Origin of the sequence: Flavobacterium coralii (assembly GCF_019891545.1) — a bacterium.
Lineage (GTDB): Bacteria > Bacteroidota > Bacteroidia > Flavobacteriales > Flavobacteriaceae > Flavobacterium > Flavobacterium coralii.
The window spans coordinates 24,252-40,907 of sequence record NZ_JAHDIU010000005.1 but is presented as its reverse complement, the minus strand read 5'-3'; the positions used below and the strand labels follow the sequence as shown (position 1 = coordinate 40,907).

Sequence of the window (16,656 nt, the reverse complement as noted above, 5' to 3'; positions counted from 1 at the left end):
GTTATTCTGATTAATTTTAAAAAAATTGTAGATGAACTATTTAAGCCGTATTAAATTAATTCCTGCATGTATAATGCTATTTTTAATTACTGCCCCCGCAGTTTATGCACAACCTGGTTTTGACGATGATGTTAATGATGAGCCGGAAGCCGGTATAACTTCTTATGCTGCTTCATTAATTATCGCATCATGTGCAGGTTATTATTTAACCCAAAAAATAAAAGTTTCTAAATCTTAGTCTTAAAAAATGAGAAAAAATTACTTTGCTTTATTACTGTGCTTTTTTATAGGTTATGCAAATGCACAGGTAACGCGTATTTACACTGATTTTAATAACTTTTGGACATCAGGTTCAGGAACCGGAAATATTAACAGTGTACAGCCAAACCTTTCGCACAACCTTCTCGCCTTCCGTTGGAATGGTACTGTTTACTCAACAGGTGTTGACGATGCGAAATTAACAGCTAATGGTATTACTTATCAGAACACCAAATTCAGGGCGCTGCCAATTACCACTGTGCCACTTACGTCGTCAGCAGGCAGTAGTGGCCCTTACTATATTGGCGTAGGAGCGCTTTCTGATGGGCTTGCCAACACTACAAGTAATACCTTTATTAATCCGCAGGTTACTACCGGAGCCATGAAGGCAGCATACCTTACTATGGGTGAAAACGGCCTTGACCTGGGTACCGGGCTTACCAATATACCTTCGGGCAGCACACTTACCTTTAACCTTAGTGCTAACGGTATCACCCTTGCCAACATTAATGATGGTGTGCCGGATGTACTGGTTAGCCAGATTGCACAGCCTACAAGTACAGGGGTTGACCAGCTCTTTTTTCAGGATGCAAGCGGAAACATGGTGGGTAATGCTGTAAGCATCAACTTATCAAACGAAACGCTTTTTCCTACTGTAGGTAACTGGAATGTGGACTTTTACAATAATAACAGTACTGCTGATACAGGTTTTATAAATACCAACAGGACGCTTAAGTTCTTTACTGCCGACCTTTCGCAATTTGGTATAACTGCTGCTAACTATGCTAATGCACGCAGGCTTATATACCAGCCGGGTGGTACATCAGACCCCGCTTTTATTGCTTACAACGAACCGTCTATAGGTGTTGCTCAGCAATTAGTTATTACAGCTCAGCCTACTACATCTGACTGTAACGGTTATATGCCGACAAGTTTTACAGTTAGGCTTGCCGACTCTTTTGGGGCTGTTGTACAACAGGCAGGTTTTACAGTTACTGCTTATATGGAAACTGGCCCGGGACAGCTATTGGGTACAACCAGTGTTACAACAAATGCGCAGGGTATAGCTACTTTTAGTAACCTTTATTTTGAGGTGGGCGGAGACCACGTTATCCGTTTTGAAAATACCAGTCTTAAAGATGCAATTTCTACTACTATTACAGGGCCTGACTGTTCTCCCAACGTATGGACAGGTAACGTGAGTACAGACTGGAATACTACAGGTAACTGGCAGACGGCAAGTATACCAAATGCGAACAATAATGTTACCATTCCTGCAGGAAGGCCAAATTATCCCGTACTAACTGCTAACGCAGGTGCGAAAGACCTTGTAATGGGTGCAGGCGCTACTATAGATCTTAATGGTAAATTATTTACCATTAAAGGTAACATAACTAAAGATGCTACTGCTTATATTGATGCGGCAGATACAGGCTCAGAACTTTATATGTCGGGTACATCGGCACAAACCATACCTGATGGGTTTATACAAAACAACAACATCGCTAACTTTACAGTAGAAAATGCTGCGGGTGTTACCACACTTAACCCAATGAACCTTACAGGTGTTGCAAGGGTACGTTCAGGTAATTTCAATACGAACAATATGCTTACGCTGGTGTGCTCATTCAGTCCGCAGCGTACAGGGCAGATAGGTGTGCTTGACGGAACAATTACAGGAACAGTAACTACAGAGCAGTGCTTCCCGGCACGTCGTGCTTTCAGGCTTGTTTCTTCTTCTGTAACCACTACTACATCAATACGTGAAAACTGGCAGGAAGATGCTTCAACGTGGGATGATGACCCTAACCCGGGTTACGGTACACATATTACAGGTGCTGGTTCTTCAGGCTCAGATCCTTCAGCTACAGATGGTGTGAACGGTTTTGACTGGCAACCATCAGGAGCGCCTTCTATGTTTACTTTTAATAACAGTACACAGTCGTGGGGTGCAGTTACAAATACTTTAGGTACATTAACTGCCGGTACTCCATACAGGCTTTTAATAAGGGGTTCAAGAAGTACAGATATTACATCTAATGCAGCCGTGCCAACCAACACTAAGCTGCGTTCTACAGGTGCTGTTGTAAAAGGCCCTGTTGCTGTTAGCGGCTTATCAACCACAAGCGGAGGCTATAGCTTTGTAGGTAACCCTTTCCATACAGTAGTAGATATGAACCGCGTAATGAGCAACTCTTATAACCTTACCAATTTCTACTATGTTTGGGATCCTACACTAGGTGGTACACCTACAGTAGGCCAAGCGGGCGGACGCGGAGGTTATGTTACCATTAATGCATCTACAGGTGCTAAGAGTAATGCATCATCGGCAGCTACACGTTACTTACAGCCATACCAGGCATTCTTTGTACAAACATCAACTTTGGGAGGTACGCCACAACTTACCTTTAATGAGAATGACAAAAGGCCAACCGCAGCACAAACTGCTGTATTCAGGACTTACGGTAACCCGTTTATAGACCTTAACCTGTATTATCAGGATGCTTTTGATGCAGGCGATACTTCATCAGATGGTTTAAGGATAGATTTTCGCGAAGCCCAGAACAACGATGTGGATGTAAATGATGCGCTTAAGCTTACCAACCTTGATGAGAATATTGCACGTTTAGATGGTGAGAACTATGTAGCTATGGAAAACCGCGACCTGCCTGTGGCAGAAGAGGAGCTTCCGCTTGCTATATGGCAATACCGCAAAACCGACTATGTAATGCAGCTTGACCTTGGTACTTTTGAAGAACTTGACGTTTTCCTTAAAGATAACTATCTTAACGTAGAAACGCTTCTTACAGAGAATGACGTTAATAACGTTAGTTTTACTATAGATAACGACATCCCTGCAAGTAAAGATTTAGGCAGGTTCTCTATAGTATTCAGGGCTACGCCACTGGGTAATGAAGTTGTTGAAAATGCCAAAGGCTTCTCATTATTCCCTAACCCGCTAAGCGGTAGCGAGCTTTACATCAACGCTCCTGCCGGTCATGAGTCGGCACAGGTGGTTATATACAATACACTTGGCCAGGAAGTATATAAAACTGCTCAGGACTTTACAGGTAATAACCAGCTTGTATTGCAGGTTAATAACCTTGAGGCTGGTATGTACATCCTTAAGTTAAAAACAAAAACCGGTGTAGCTTACTCTTCAAAATTCATTAAAGAGTAAATTTCACTGATAAATAATTGTAAAGCAGCATCCTGAAATGGGTGCTGCTTTGTTATTTATCAACACGAAAACGTTGTAATTAAAAGTTTTTATAACAAAACATTAGTCAAAGGTTATATGTATATTATTTTTCGTACCTTAGCACTAATGAGAAATAAGTAAACCCTGAATTTACTGCTATTTTAATTAAGTGCATCAGAGCCCCCTTTCTGATGCACTTTTTTTATTCTTTCAATACGCTTGGCACCGCTTTGTAACTCGCTAACTTTAACTATATTTGCCGATTAATCGGGCTACCTTTACAAGAGCCTTGCAGGCTAGCCTGCCACCTGATAACAGACGAAGATGAAGAACATTAGAAATTTTTGCATTATTGCCCATATCGACCACGGAAAAAGCACCCTGGCCGACCGCCTGCTTGATGCCACACAAACCGTAACGGCACGCGAACAGCAGGCCCAGTTGCTGGATAATATGGATTTGGAGCGCGAAAGGGGCATTACCATAAAAAGCCACGCCATACAAATGGAGTATATGTATAAGGGCGAAAAATATATACTTAACCTTATAGATACTCCCGGGCACGTTGACTTTTCTTATGAAGTGTCGCGTTCCATTGCAGCCTGCGAGGGCGCTTTGCTTATTGTGGATGCCGCACAGAGCATACAGGCGCAAACCATAAGCAACCTGTACCTGGCTTTGGAAAATGACCTTGAAATTATACCGGTGCTTAATAAGGTTGACCTGCCAAGCGCAAACCCGGAAGAGGTAAGCGATGATATAGTAGAACTACTGGGTTGCAAGCACGAAGATATTATACCTGCCAGCGGTAAAACCGGCTTTGGTGTAGATAAGATACTTGAAGCCATTGTAGAACGCGTTCCTGCGCCAAAAGGTGATGAAGAGGAGCCGCTACAGGCGCTTATATTTGATTCGGTTTATAACCCGTTCCGTGGGATTGAGGTTATCTTCCGTGTGATAAACGGCTCTATAAGCAAAAACCAGAAAATTAAGTTCATGGCTACGGGCAAAGAATACTTTGCTGACGAAATTGGTACCCTGAAACTGAACCAGGTGCCCAAGCAGCAGATAAAGGCCGGAGATGTGGGTTACCTTATTTCGGGCATTAAAGAAGCGCGCGAGGTAAAAGTGGGTGATACCATTACCGATGCCAAAACACCAACGCAGAATATGATTGCCGGTTTCGAGAACGTGAAGCCGATGGTTTTTGCGGGTATTTACCCGGTTGATACCGAAGATTATGAAGAGCTCCGTAATAGTATGGAAAAGCTACAGCTAAACGATGCTTCGCTTGTATTCTCACCGGAGAGTTCGGCGGCATTGGGCTTTGGTTTCCGATGCGGGTTTTTGGGCATGCTGCACATGGAGATCGTGCAGGAGCGTTTGGAGCGTGAGTTTAACATGACGGTTATTACAACCGTACCCAACGTATCTTACTTTGCCTATACCAAAAAAGAGCCTGAAAAAGCATTTATAGTAAACAACCCGAGCGACCTGCCCGAGCCAAGCAAGCTTGACAGGGTAGAGGAGCCGTATATTAAGGCAACCATAATTACTAAGGCCGACTTTGTGGGGCAGGTTATGAGCCTTTGTATTGACAAGCGCGGGCAGATAACCAACCAAACGTACCTGACGCCCGAGCGTGTTGAGCTTACGTTTGATATGCCGCTTGCCGAGATTGTATTCGACTTTTATGACAGGCTTAAAACGGTATCTAAAGGGTACGCATCATTTGACTACCATCCTATTGGCATGCGTACCAGTAAGCTGGTAAGGCTTGATGTGCTGCTTAATGCACAAAACGTAGATGCCCTTAGTGCCCTTATACACGAGGACAATGCCTACAACATTGGTAAAAAGATGTGCGAAAAGCTGAAGGAGCTTATACCGCGCCAGCAGTTCGACATACCGATACAGGCAGCCATTGGTGCCAAAATTATAGCACGTGAAACCATTAAGGCACTGCGTAAAGATGTTACCGCCAAGTGTTACGGTGGTGATATTTCGCGTAAGCGTAAACTACTCGAAAAGCAGAAAGCCGGTAAAAAGCGTATGCGCCAAGTAGGTAACGTAGAGATACCGCAACAGGCGTTTATGGCGGTGCTTAAGTTGAATGACTAAACCCCCTAACCCCCGAAGGGGGAATTAGAAAAAAGATAACAGATTTTAGATAATAGAACCCGGTGCAGATGTGCCGGGTTTATTTATTTTTATTTTTGATAATAAAACGCTTAATATTTTGTAAATCAATATTTTATGTTTTTATTTTATCAGTTTTATTTTTATTTATTTTTTTTTAAAAAATATTTACGGTTTTTGTTACCCCCTGTAGTAGAAAGTTCACCGTTTTTAACCATCCCATAAACCATCTTTCTAATATCTTCGACATCTGCCTCTTTGAGTTGTTCCTGAATCTCTGTCATCTTACTCTCACCATTATATTTCAGATATTCAGTTACCAACAATTTTAGTTGATAGGGCTCAATTGTTTTCAAAGATGGAATTAACTTTAATTTAGCTTTCGAAAACAAATCAGGATTGAGAAGGTATTCTGCAGCTTTTTTCTTTCCTCTTATGATAATGATTTTTTGTTCTAACAGATTTCCTATCCAATATTTTAACTTATCCTCTTGGTTAAGCTGTAATGCAGTTGAGAGTTGAGTTGATAAAATTTTCTTCATTGTTGCTATAATACCAAGACTAATAATTTCCTTTTGAGTTAACGGATAATGCTTATTCACATAGTCGATTACAGATAACGCCTCTTCGTCAACAACATTCGAATATACCGAAACACTCATTTTATTGTAACTGCTTTCAAGTTCTGGGAAAGGTTTTGCATCAAGACTTAGCTTTTCATATATTAAATCATATCCTGAACCTTCTCCTTCCATAAGTTTCAAATCATGCAATATCTGTATTAAATGTGGGTTCCGTCTTTGCCTCTCATGCAAAATATTATTTTTTGATATTCCCAATGGCAACCCTCCTGGATTTGTAAATACGACATGATCTGAGTAAACTTCTAAAAATATATCGCCCGAAGTCGTATACCTTTTATGTGCTATTGTATTGATAAGCAGTTCCCGAATAACTTCTTTCGGATAATTTCTCAATGTATTACGAAAAAGCCCATTTGATAGCTCTGTCGAATAAGTAAGTTCAACCGCTTCTTTTTCAATTTCTAATAACAACTGCATTGGATTATGAAGATGGAAATGCCATTCTTTTTTCCTAATTTTTTCCTCTCGCTCATTATAAACAATATATTGAAAGGTTATTGGATAACTTAACCTTGCTCTCTGAGCCGAAGTGCCAATCCAAAGTATTCCTAAATTTGTTAAGTAACCGCTTGGAGCAACAAGTTGGTAGTGCTCTAAAATCTCTTCATCTGTTTTATCTTTGATAAAATCAGAGACCTTATCAGATTTCTTAATATGAAATAAAAAATAAGATTTCTGTTCCGCATCGGCTTGACTTAAAACGACTTTTTGCACTACTGCCAGCTCCCATTGAAAAGCATTTTTCTCGGCGGCAAGATCCGTTAATTCTTCACTTTTAACGGCATAACAGTTGTCCGATATACGCATCAAAACTTTTCCGGTTGAAGTTGTAGCGATTACTCTTGTTGATGGCAAAATCTGAATCGAGAAGTATTCGGCTCCGTTTTCGTGAGTGTGTATTTCTGGATGGACAATACCAACACCATCTGTAAGAGTTCTAAGTCTCGAAATCAACTTATTTATGTCGGAGAGATTAATTTTTTGATTGGCAGGGGGCTGCTTGTCTTTGTCTTCGATTCCAACAATTATGTAGCCACCTTGAGCATTTGCAAAACACACACAAGTCTCTGACAAGGATGATACATCGGAAGTTTTACCGATTACCTTACGTAAACTTTTAAATTCTATATTATTGCCTTCTTCCCAATCATTAATCATAAAATTATTGTACATTTATTAACAAGATGAATTCACTAAATTTACACAAATATTAATAAAATAATCAATCTCTTCGACATTCAGAACAATTATATTTCTGAAGACTTACCTTTACAACTTAAACTTTACCTCCTTAAACACTTGTGTTAGAAGATAAAAACCAGCAACGCACCAGCCTTTCAGGTTTTGGCGAGTTCAAGGCTTAAACCCAAATACTGCAACATCAGGCACATTTTTTGATAATCTTAACAGGAAAGATTATATTTGACCAATCACATTCAATTAACACACAAATGGAACTAAAATCTAGAAACCCGCTATTAAATAACAAAGCCTTTAATGCAGGCGCTACTACCGTTTATGATGCCGACGGCCGCCCGGTAGAGATTATTGACAGGGAAAACACCATGACCGTTAATGGTGCCGTAAACAAAAGCATACTGATGCTGGTGCTGCTGGTAAGCAGCGCTTTTATAGTATGGCAGTTGTTCTTTGCAGGCTATAACGTGCTGCCAATGATGATTGGCGGAGCCATAACATCTTTAATAGTTTATTTTATTGCAATATACAAACCTGCTTACACGCCCTATCTTGTTCCGGCCTATGCCGTACTGGAGGGTGCCTTTATAGGCGGGCTTTCGGCCTTTTTTGAAGCAAGGTATCCGGGCTTGGTAATGCAGGCTGTGGCTGCCACATTTGTAACCTTTTTAGTGTGCTTTTTGCTGTACAGGTTTAAAGTGGTTAAGGTAACGCAGCAGTTCCGCTCTGTAGTTATAGGTGCTACGCTTGCTATTTGTACATTCTACCTGCTGGGCTGGATAATGTCTATATTCGGCGTGCAGTTGTTCATATACGGCAACTCACTGATAAGCATCGGCTTCAGTGTGTTTGTAATTGTTATCGCCGCCCTAAACCTTTTCCTTGACTTCGACCTTATTGAAGAAGGCGCAAGGCGAAGGCTGCCAAAACATATGGAGTGGTTTAGTGCTATGGCATTAATGATAACACTGGTTTGGCTGTACATCGAATTCCTTAAGTTGCTTGCCAAACTTTCAAGTAGGGATTAAGAAATAATATATAAAAAGGGGGGTGTTTCAAGTGCTTTTTACCAGCATTTTGTCATTCCGACGGTAGGAGGAATCTTAAAGAAATCAACTATTTAAGATTCTTCACTTCGCTATCGCTTCGTTCAGAATGACACTTTTGAAACAGCCCTTTTTTACTGTTTAAAACTCGAACTTAAGCTGCACCGCTACAGCCTTTTTTTCGCCCGGGGCAGTGTCGGTATTAAGGTTAGATAACGATATGCCCAGCAGGCGCACGCTTTCTTTAGGGCGTTCCTGGTACAGCAGTTCTTTAGCGGTTTCAAATATCAGGCTCTTATCACTTATAAAATATTGCAGGGTTTTGCTGCGGGTTTGCAGCGTAAAGTCGCTGTATTTAATTTTAAGGGTTACAGTCTTGCCGGCAATCTTTTTCTTTTTCAGCCTGCGTTCAAGCTCTCCGGCTGTATCAAGCAGCTTTTCTTCCATAAAAACTTCCGATACCAAATTCTCCCTGAAGGTATGCTCTGTGCCCACGCTTTTGGCTATCCTGTCAGGCTTAACCTCGCTGTTGTGGATGCCCCTCACCACATGGTAGTAGTACCCACCCGACTTGCCGAAGTGCTGTAAAAGATATTCTTCTGTTTTTTCTTTAAGGTCTTTGCCTGTAAATATACCCAGTTGGTACATCTTCTCGGTAGTAACTTTGCCCACACCATAAAACTTGCCAATCGGCAAATCTTCCAGAAACTGTAAGACTTCATCAGGGTTAACCGTTTTCTGCCCGTTGGGCTTGTTATAGTCGCTTGCTACTTTAGCTATAAACTTATTTACAGATATGCCCGCCGAAGCTGTAAGCCCCGTTTCAGTCAAAATGCGTTCGCGTATCTCGCGGGCTATCAGTGTCGCGCTTGGGTTGCCCTTTTTGTTGCGGGTTACATCGAGGTAGGCTTCATCTAACGATAGCGGCTCTACCAAATCGGTATAATCAAAGAATATTTTACGGATTTGCTGCGATATTTCTCGGTAACGGTCAAAGCGTGGCTTTACAAAAATAAGTTCGGGGCATTTTTTCTTGGCGAGATACCCGCTCATGGCGCTGCGCACCCCGAATTTACGTGCCTCATAGCTTGCCGCCGACACCACACCACGCGTTTCGCCACCGCCCACGGCAATAGGTTTGCCTATAAGCTGCGGGTTGTCCTTCTGCTCTACAGAGGCATAAAAGGCATCCATATCTACATGGATAATTTTCCGCTGTGGCACATGCAATTCCATTCTCACAAAAATACTGTATATTTATATTAAAAAGGTTGTATGGGAAAGATTGCAATAATATTAGGCGCAACAGGCGCCACGGGCAACCTGTTGGTAAAAACGCTGATTAGCGACAGCAGGTATGACAAGATAAAACTTTTTTCGAGGAGCAGCGCGGGTATCAGCAGCATTAAGGTCGAGGAATACCTTACCGACCTTTTTGAGCTTGAAAAATGCAGTGAAGATTTTACAGGCGATGAAGTATTTTGCTGCATAGGCACTACAAAATCTAAAACCCCTGATGAAGAAACCTACCGCAAGATTGATTATGGAATACCTGTAGCTGCCGCAAAGCTGGCAAGGAAAAATAACATCAATACCTTTATAGTAATGTCGGCGCTTGGCGCAGATGTTAACAGCAGCATTTTTTATAACCGTACCAAGGGCGAAATGCAGCGCGATGTGGCAGCAGCAGCAGTGCCTAAAACCTATATACTGCAACCCTCGCTTATACTGGCAGAACGCGATGAAACACGTGTTATGGAAAAGGTTGCCGCGGGCTTTATGTGGCTTATTAACCCGTTGCTTATTGGCGGGGCGGCTAAGTTTAAAAGCATTAAAGCAAAAACAATAGCTAAGGCAATGATATGGCTTGCCAATAATAAATATGATGAAGTTATTGTCACTTCAGATAAGCTGCAAAAGCTCGGTTCAAAGTACTTACGATTTCCCGGTTAAGGCACTGCTGCTCTTAGCAGTGGCTTCGGGCAATAAAGTACGGCTGCTGCGCAGGCTCGGGAAAAAGAATGAGGCAGGCTTACGCTTAAAATGCTTCCAGATGGCAGCATTAATATCGCCAAGCTCAGAGAACGGGATGTTACGGGAACGGAATGCCAGCATTACCGAAAGCCCGAAGCTTACAAGGAAGTTAACCAGCCCTATTATGCCAATACCGAATATACCCCAAAAAATCATTTCGTTGCTAACATTATAATTAGCGCCATATAGCCCTAATGCAAGGTTGCCGCTGGCAAAAGTTATGTGCCGGATATCAAGGTCTAACCCCAGAAAAATTCCAACGGAAGCAGTACTGCCCATAAATACCCCAAACCAGAAGTTACTCACAATACCCGCCCACTTTTTCTCATATATGTTGGCAAGCCTTTGCGTTCGAACACGCCCCAGTGTCATTTTTAGCCACGGATGCTCTTGTATTCGGTAATACATGTGCTGGTGCTTGTCGCGGTTGGCAACGCTGCCCGCAATAATGCCCGACAAAAACAGGAAAATACCGGCTATGGCAGCATGAAAAATAGCAGGTGAGTGCACAGGACTCAGGTTGTTGATAAGCGAGAACCACTTTGTCAGGGCGAGGTTATAACTAAAGGTTATATCTATCAGCCAAATGCCCAGCAGCGCCACAGGAAATGCCACAATAACATTACCCACAAAAGCTATAAACTGCGAGCGGAATACCCTCGCAAAAAATTCAGCAAACGTTTTATATTTTTCGAGATCGGGCGCGATTTTTTCGCGGCGGCCTGCCTCAAGTGCGCGTACAAGTGCAGGGGCTGTCATGGCTGGCTGTTTAGTGGCAAGTGTAAAGCCCAGTACATATATGGCAATAAAACCCATAGAGTAGTTAAGGCTGTATAACAATGCGTGGCCAAACGCGCTGGTTTCCACTTTAGAGAGGAAAACCTTTAATATGCAAAGTACAGCCACAATTATACCACCACCGGCCGCCGTGCGGAACATCCGGAAATATTCTTTCCTGTCTTTGGTTATATAGCTTTCGCCCGTGTTGGCTGTGTGCTGCGTTATTTCATAAGATATAAGCTGCGTGCTCTCGTTTATAAGTTTACGTACGTTGTTCTTATCGCAGTTGTATTCTATCAGGTAGTAGGCAAGGTCTATTGTGTTGCGGCGTGCATCTTCAGGCTCGTTAAGTACCAGTAATGGTAACAGCGTGCGCAGCCTTTGCAGTTGCTGGCGTATGCGCAAAAGGTTTTGGTTTAGCCGTAGCGATATACCAAACTTATTACTGTTCCTGAAAGCATGTTCTACATATTCTACGCACTGCCTGTGCAGTATCATGAGCTGCTTGTAACCCAGGTCTTTCGGCAGGATATAGTTTTTACGCTCTTCCAGCAGCTTGTCGCTTATCAGTGCAAACTCTTTTTGTATGGCAAGGAAAGGGCTTTCAAGATTTTCATATTCGGGTACCATTTTGGTTACCTCGCTTTCCAGCGCGCGGCCTGCAATGCGGTGCATAAGCACTTCTATAGAGAATAAAAGTTCTGCCAACGGAGATTTTGCCCTGCTCGAAACATAAACCGAATAAAAATTAAGCTGCGTGAAAAGCATGTCAACCTGCTCGGCTGGTATTTTATTTATCCAAAGCGGATCTGTTTTCAAAAAGAACACCTGGTTCAGCACATATTCCAATGTGTTTTTCTCCGGCTGTTCGGGTATCAGCTTTGCAAACAGGCGGTGGCGTACTTCGTAGAAGAAATCAGTATCGCTTAGTATGCCTGCATCTGTAAGTATTTTGCTGAATTTTTTGTGTTTCAGTATTTCTTTCAGGTACACCGAAAGCCCCTTGCAGTACTGCTCATTTTCTTCGAGCATTACCAGAAGTTCACTTATGTCAACAGTAAGTACTACATCAGGGTTTGCCGGACGAAAAATATCCACCAGCTCGGCAAGCATATCTACCTCATCCGCTTTGTATTCCCACAGGTTGTTCTCATCAAAATTTAATTTGAAGAACTCCTGAAGTGTCATCTTAGGCTTTGGTTTCCTGAACTTCATATAAGCGGGCACTGTGGGACAAAACAGCGTGTAAAATTACAAATACGCCGTTATAAATTGATATGCTTAACAAGGAATTTTATTTGGGCGGTTGCAACATAATTTTAAGGTAATCAGGCAGGTTGTTTCCCTGGACAAAACTGTAACGGCAACCCGATACATACGACTAACTGTAGTATAAAATAATTTGTATTTTTATGGAATATGTAATCAATCAGAAAATGAAAAAAGTATCATTAATACTGGCTGTAGGATGCAGCCTTAGTTTACAGGCACAAATGACAGGAAACAAAAAGCAGGAAAAAATAAAATACCCCGAAACACGAAAGGCGGCAACAACAGATAATTATTTTGGCACAACGGTGGCCGACCCTTACCGCTGGCTGGAAGATGACCGCTCTGAAGAAACATCGGCATGGGTAACGGCACAAAACAAAGTAACTTCCGGCTATCTGGACAAAATACCTTTTCGTGATGAGATAAAGAACCGCATGCAGGAGCTCTGGAACTATGAAAAGATATCGGCACCTTTTAAAGAAGGCAACTATACCTACTACTATAAAAACGACGGGCTGCAAAACCAGTCGGTACTGTACAGGAAAGATAAAAACGGCAAGGAAGAAGTTTTTATAGACCCGAACACCTTTAGTAAAGACGGTACAACATCGCTTGGCGGTGTCAGCTTTACCAAAGACGGCAGCCTTGTGGCTTATTCTATATCCGAAGGCGGCAGTGATTGGCGCAAGGTGTTTGTTATGGATGCCGGTACCAAAAAACTGACAGGTGAAATGCTTACCGATGTAAAGTTCAGCGGCATAAGCTGGAAAGGCAACGAAGGCTTCTACTATTCAAGCTATGACAAGCCGCAGGGCAGCGAGCTTTCGGCTAAGACGGATCACCACAAGCTGTACTTCCACAAACTGGGAACACCTCAAAAAGAGGATAAGATAATTTTTGGCGACAGCGAAGCCACCAAGTACAGGTATGTGGGCGGCTATGTTACCGAAGACCAGCGATACCTTGTTGTTTCGGCGGCAAACTCAACATCGGGTAATAAGCTCTTCATAGCCGATTTATCTAAACCCGGCGCTAAACTTGTAGCCATTACAGATGATTTTGACAGCGACAGTAGTGTAATAGATACACAGGGCACAACCCTTATGCTATTTACCAATTACAAGGCTCCGAACAACAGGATTGTAACGGTTGATGTTGCCGCACCGCAGCAGCAAAATTGGAAAGACCTGATACCCGAAACCGAAAATGTACTTTCGGCCTCTACGGGTGCGGGGTATATTTTTGCAGAATACATGCAGGATGCTGTATCTGTTGTAAAGCAATACGACCTTAAAGGCAAGCTGGTGCGCGATATTAAGCTGCCCGGTATAGGCAGTGCAGGCGGCTTTGGCGGTAAAAAAGAAGCAAAAGTGCTGTATTACTCTTTCACCAATTACATTAGCCCCGGCACTATTTATTCATACGACCCTAAAACAGGAAAATCGGATGTGTACCAAAAGCCTAAAGTAGATTTTAATACGGAGAATTATGTATCTAAACAGGTATTTTACACTTCTAAAGACGGTACTAAGGTGCCAATGATTATTACGCACCGCAAAGACCTTGTGCTCGACGGCACTAACCCGACAATACTATACGGTTACGGCGGGTTTAATATCAGCCTTACACCATCATTCAGTATTGCCAATGCGGTGTGGATGGAAAACGGCGGTATCTATGCAGTGCCTAACCTTAGGGGCGGAGGCGAGTATGGCAAGAAGTGGCATGATGCCGGTACTAAAATGCAAAAGCAAAATGTTTTTGATGATTTTATTGCCGCAGCCGAATACCTGATACAAAACAAATATACCTCTCCTAATTATCTTGCCATTAGCGGGGGCAGTAACGGTGGGCTTTTGGTAGGCGCAACCATGACACAGCGTCCCGACCTGATGAAAGTAGCCCTGCCCGCAGTAGGCGTACTCGATATGCTTCGTTACCATACTTTTACGGCAGGAGCCGGATGGGCCTATGATTACGGCACGGCAGAAGACAGCAAAGAAATGTTTGACTATCTTAAAGGTTATTCTCCGGTACACAATGTAAAAAAAGGTAAAGCATACCCAGCCACAATGATTATTACAGGCGACCATGACGACCGCGTTGTGCCGGCGCACAGCTTTAAGTTTGCTGCAACCCTGCAGGATAACCAGGCAGGGGATAACCCGGTACTGATTCGCATAGGCGTTAATGCAGGGCACGGTGCAGGTAAATCGGTAGCACAAACCATAGCCGAATACAGCGATGCACAGGCGTTCACGCTTTATAACATGGGCGTAAAGCTGAAGAAAAAGTAAAAGAGTTTAAGGTTTAATGTCTAAAGTTTGGATGTTAGGTAAAGAAACTTTAAACATTAAACTTTGAATTTTCGAACTTTATAAAAGATACCCCAAAACAACAGACCCATAATAATATCCGGTAATTACGTTATTCGACAGCTCCTTGCCGCGGTAGTGTACCGAATAGGAAAAATTCCAGTGGTTGCGGGTGTATTTTACTCCCGCTTCTGCGTTAAAGCGGAAGGGTATCAGCGGAAAGGTAATAGGGCTATCATCATTAAACAGGCTGCCCTCTATAGTGGCATCATAAGCCTGATACTGAATATTAGGGCTAAGGAACAATATAAGCTCACGCCTGCCTTTATGAACTTCCTTGTCCCTGCTCAGGGTGGCGTTGTGCAGTGCAGAATTATACATCGGCAGCAGCCTCTCTTTATTCAGTGAAATACGCGACATAACACCTACAGAAGCACTCGTCCAGATAGTGCCCGCAAAAGCCTCGCCCTGCAGGTGAAAGTCTATTTTTTCGTTATAGGTTTTGGGAAATATCTTATGTGAGTAAAAAGCATTCGCCTGTAGCCCCGCCAGGGTTTTAATCTGGTATTTCCAGCCTTCTACTTTGTGGTAGCCTAACAGGCTGTGCAGTCCTTCCTGGAAATCCTGCGCAAGCGATTCGCGCCCCACAACCCCCGCCTGAAAGTTCAGCTTTAGTACGCTTTCGTTTTTATAATAAGTATTTAGCCCTGCTTCGGCAAAAAGATAACCTGCAAAAGGCCTGTCGTGGTATTTTATCTCGGCTACCCGTACCGATTGCGGACTGTAAATATACTGCCCCGCCCTGAACTCGGTTATTTGTTTTGCAACGGTTTCAGTTTCTTTGTTGGTAAGGTAGCGGTATATCAGCTCTATGCCGTTGGTATAGTACTGGTCATTAATAGGCGAGCTGTACAGGTCGTTATCGAGTATAATGCTGACTTCTGCGGGCTTTTGCGCAAAAAGCGGCGCGTAGCACAACAACAGGCAAAATAACCCTTTAAACCGCATTAGTAGTCGAGTTTTACATAGCGCATGTGCCGCACTATGCGCCCTTTGCGGCGATTAATGTAGGCTGAGGAATTAGTAGCCTTATATTTTAGCGGATTAGGCAATATGGCTGCTATACCTGCGGCTTCGTAGCGGGTTAGGTTTTTGGCATCTTTGCGGTACCAGTATTTAGAGGCTGCCTGGGCGCCATAAACAGCATCGCCCATTTCTATGCTGTTAAGGTACACCTCCATAATGCGCTCTTTACTCCAAAGCACTTCTATAAGTACAGTAAAGTATGCCTCAAGCCCTTTGCGCAGGTAGCTGCGGCCCTGCCATAAAAAAACATTTTTTGCCGTTTGCTGCGATATGGTGCTGCCGCCTTTAATGCGTTTGCCTTTTTTGTTGCTTTTATAGGCTTTATACATGGCATCGAAGTCAAAGCCATGGTGGGTAAGAAAATTAGAGTCTTCACTGGCTATAACGGCTTTTTGCAGTTCGGGCGATATTTCTTCTATCGGCACCCAGTCGTGCGCCGCTTCCATTTCTTCGCCACGTTCGCACTGCTCAAACGCGCGGCTTATCATAAGTGGGGTAAAAGGTACCGGAACAAAGCGGAACAGCACTACCGACAGTACCGAAATCACAAAAAACCACAAGCAAACCTTAAGAAAAAAGCGGAATATCTTTCGCAGCATACCTAATTGAATTACAGGGGCGAAATTACGAATAAGTGTCAAATAAATTCAACCAAAATGATTAGTTATTATATTTGATAAAAA

The 16,656-nt window shown here is 42.8% G+C and carries 11 protein-coding genes; 6 read left to right on the top strand and 5 right to left on the bottom strand.

Going from position 1 to position 16,656, the window contains the following annotated elements; all coding sequences use genetic code 11:
- Window positions 1-31: 31 nt before the first annotated feature.
- The 3 genes from KJK34_RS09470 to lepA all read left to right on the top strand — a co-directional run bounded on the left by KJK34_RS09470 (window position 32) and on the right by lepA (window position 5,581).
- Window positions 32-238 (top strand): hypothetical protein, encoded by a 207-nt coding sequence (locus KJK34_RS09470; RefSeq protein WP_223053634.1) that lies wholly within the window; start codon window positions 32-34, stop codon window positions 236-238.
- A 9-nt stretch (window positions 239-247) separates the two neighbouring features.
- Window positions 248-3,439, top strand: a complete 3,192-nt coding sequence (locus KJK34_RS09465) for a T9SS type A sorting domain-containing protein (protein WP_223053633.1) — start codon at window positions 248-250, stop codon at window positions 3,437-3,439.
- 345 nt (window positions 3,440-3,784) lie between these two features.
- Window positions 3,785-5,581 carry a translation elongation factor 4 gene (lepA, locus tag KJK34_RS09460; RefSeq protein WP_223053632.1) on the top strand — a complete coding sequence of 599 codons (1,797 nt, stop codon included), beginning with the start codon at window positions 3,785-3,787 and terminating at the stop codon, window positions 5,579-5,581.
- 161 nt (window positions 5,582-5,742) lie between these two features.
- On the opposite strand, the gene KJK34_RS09455 is transcribed toward lepA, so the two are convergent.
- Window positions 5,743-7,401: an RNA/DNA-binding domain-containing protein gene (locus KJK34_RS09455; protein WP_223053631.1), complete on the bottom strand. Its 1,659-nt coding sequence runs from the start codon at window positions 7,399-7,401 to the stop codon at window positions 5,743-5,745.
- Between the two features lie 293 nt (window positions 7,402-7,694).
- Between KJK34_RS09455 and KJK34_RS09450 the strand changes: the two genes are divergently transcribed.
- Entirely contained in the window at window positions 7,695-8,468 is a 774-nt protein-coding gene (locus KJK34_RS09450; protein WP_223053630.1) for a Bax inhibitor-1/YccA family protein, read from the top strand.
- A gap of 159 nt (window positions 8,469-8,627) precedes the next feature.
- Here KJK34_RS09450 and dinB read toward each other — a convergent pair whose 3' ends face one another.
- On the bottom strand, window positions 8,628-9,722 hold the full coding sequence (dinB, locus tag KJK34_RS09445) for a DNA polymerase IV (protein WP_223053746.1): 1,095 nt from the start codon (window positions 9,720-9,722) through the stop codon (window positions 8,628-8,630).
- Between the two features lie 39 nt (window positions 9,723-9,761).
- On the opposite strand from dinB, the gene KJK34_RS09440 reads away from it, so the two are divergent.
- Entirely contained in the window at window positions 9,762-10,439 is a 678-nt protein-coding gene (locus KJK34_RS09440) for an NAD(P)H-binding protein (protein WP_223053629.1), read from the top strand.
- Here KJK34_RS09440 and KJK34_RS09435 read toward each other — a convergent pair.
- Window positions 10,422-12,515 (bottom strand): transporter-like protein, encoded by a 2,094-nt coding sequence (locus KJK34_RS09435; RefSeq protein WP_223053628.1) that lies wholly within the window; start codon window positions 12,513-12,515, stop codon window positions 10,422-10,424. The two genes, KJK34_RS09440 and KJK34_RS09435, sit on opposite strands and share 18 nt — an antisense overlap.
- A 221-nt stretch (window positions 12,516-12,736) precedes the next feature.
- Between KJK34_RS09435 and KJK34_RS09430 the strand changes: the two genes are divergently transcribed.
- Window positions 12,737-14,869, top strand: coding sequence for a prolyl oligopeptidase family serine peptidase (locus KJK34_RS09430; protein ID WP_223053627.1), 2,133 nt, complete (start codon window positions 12,737-12,739; stop codon window positions 14,867-14,869).
- Window positions 14,870-14,947: 78 nt separating this feature from the next.
- Here KJK34_RS09430 and KJK34_RS09425 read toward each other — a convergent pair whose 3' ends face one another.
- Together KJK34_RS09425 and mtgA are read right to left on the bottom strand one after the other, a co-directional pair.
- Window positions 14,948-15,895 (bottom strand): lipid A deacylase LpxR family protein, encoded by a 948-nt coding sequence (locus tag KJK34_RS09425; RefSeq protein ID WP_223053626.1) that lies wholly within the window; start codon window positions 15,893-15,895, stop codon window positions 14,948-14,950.
- Window positions 15,895-16,572, bottom strand: a complete 678-nt coding sequence (gene mtgA, locus KJK34_RS09420; protein WP_223053625.1) for a monofunctional biosynthetic peptidoglycan transglycosylase — start codon at window positions 16,570-16,572, stop codon at window positions 15,895-15,897. The genes KJK34_RS09425 and mtgA overlap by 1 nt, the downstream gene beginning before the upstream one ends.
- Between the last annotated feature and the right edge of the window lie 84 nt (window positions 16,573-16,656).

Bases quoted from the DNA above. Each gene is read 5' to 3' on its own strand.
- KJK34_RS09470 (WP_223053634.1), top strand. From the start codon at position 32: ATGAACTATTTAAGCCGTATTAAATTAATTCCTGCATGTATAATGCTA.
- KJK34_RS09465 (WP_223053633.1), top strand. From the start codon at position 248: ATGAGAAAAAATTACTTTGCTTTATTACTGTGCTTTTTTATAGGTTAT.
- lepA (WP_223053632.1), top strand. From the start codon at position 3,785: ATGAAGAACATTAGAAATTTTTGCATTATTGCCCATATCGACCACGGA.
- KJK34_RS09455 (WP_223053631.1), bottom strand. From the start codon at position 7,401: ATGATTAATGATTGGGAAGAAGGCAATAATATAGAATTTAAAAGTTTA.
- KJK34_RS09450 (WP_223053630.1), top strand. From the start codon at position 7,695: ATGGAACTAAAATCTAGAAACCCGCTATTAAATAACAAAGCCTTTAAT.
- dinB (WP_223053746.1), bottom strand. From the start codon at position 9,722: ATGGAATTGCATGTGCCACAGCGGAAAATTATCCATGTAGATATGGAT.
- KJK34_RS09440 (WP_223053629.1), top strand. From the start codon at position 9,762: ATGGGAAAGATTGCAATAATATTAGGCGCAACAGGCGCCACGGGCAAC.
- KJK34_RS09435 (WP_223053628.1), bottom strand. From the start codon at position 12,515: ATGAAGTTCAGGAAACCAAAGCCTAAGATGACACTTCAGGAGTTCTTC.
- KJK34_RS09430 (WP_223053627.1), top strand. From the start codon at position 12,737: ATGAAAAAAGTATCATTAATACTGGCTGTAGGATGCAGCCTTAGTTTA.
- KJK34_RS09425 (WP_223053626.1), bottom strand. From the start codon at position 15,895: ATGCGGTTTAAAGGGTTATTTTGCCTGTTGTTGTGCTACGCGCCGCTT.
- mtgA (WP_223053625.1), bottom strand. From the start codon at position 16,572: ATGCTGCGAAAGATATTCCGCTTTTTTCTTAAGGTTTGCTTGTGGTTT.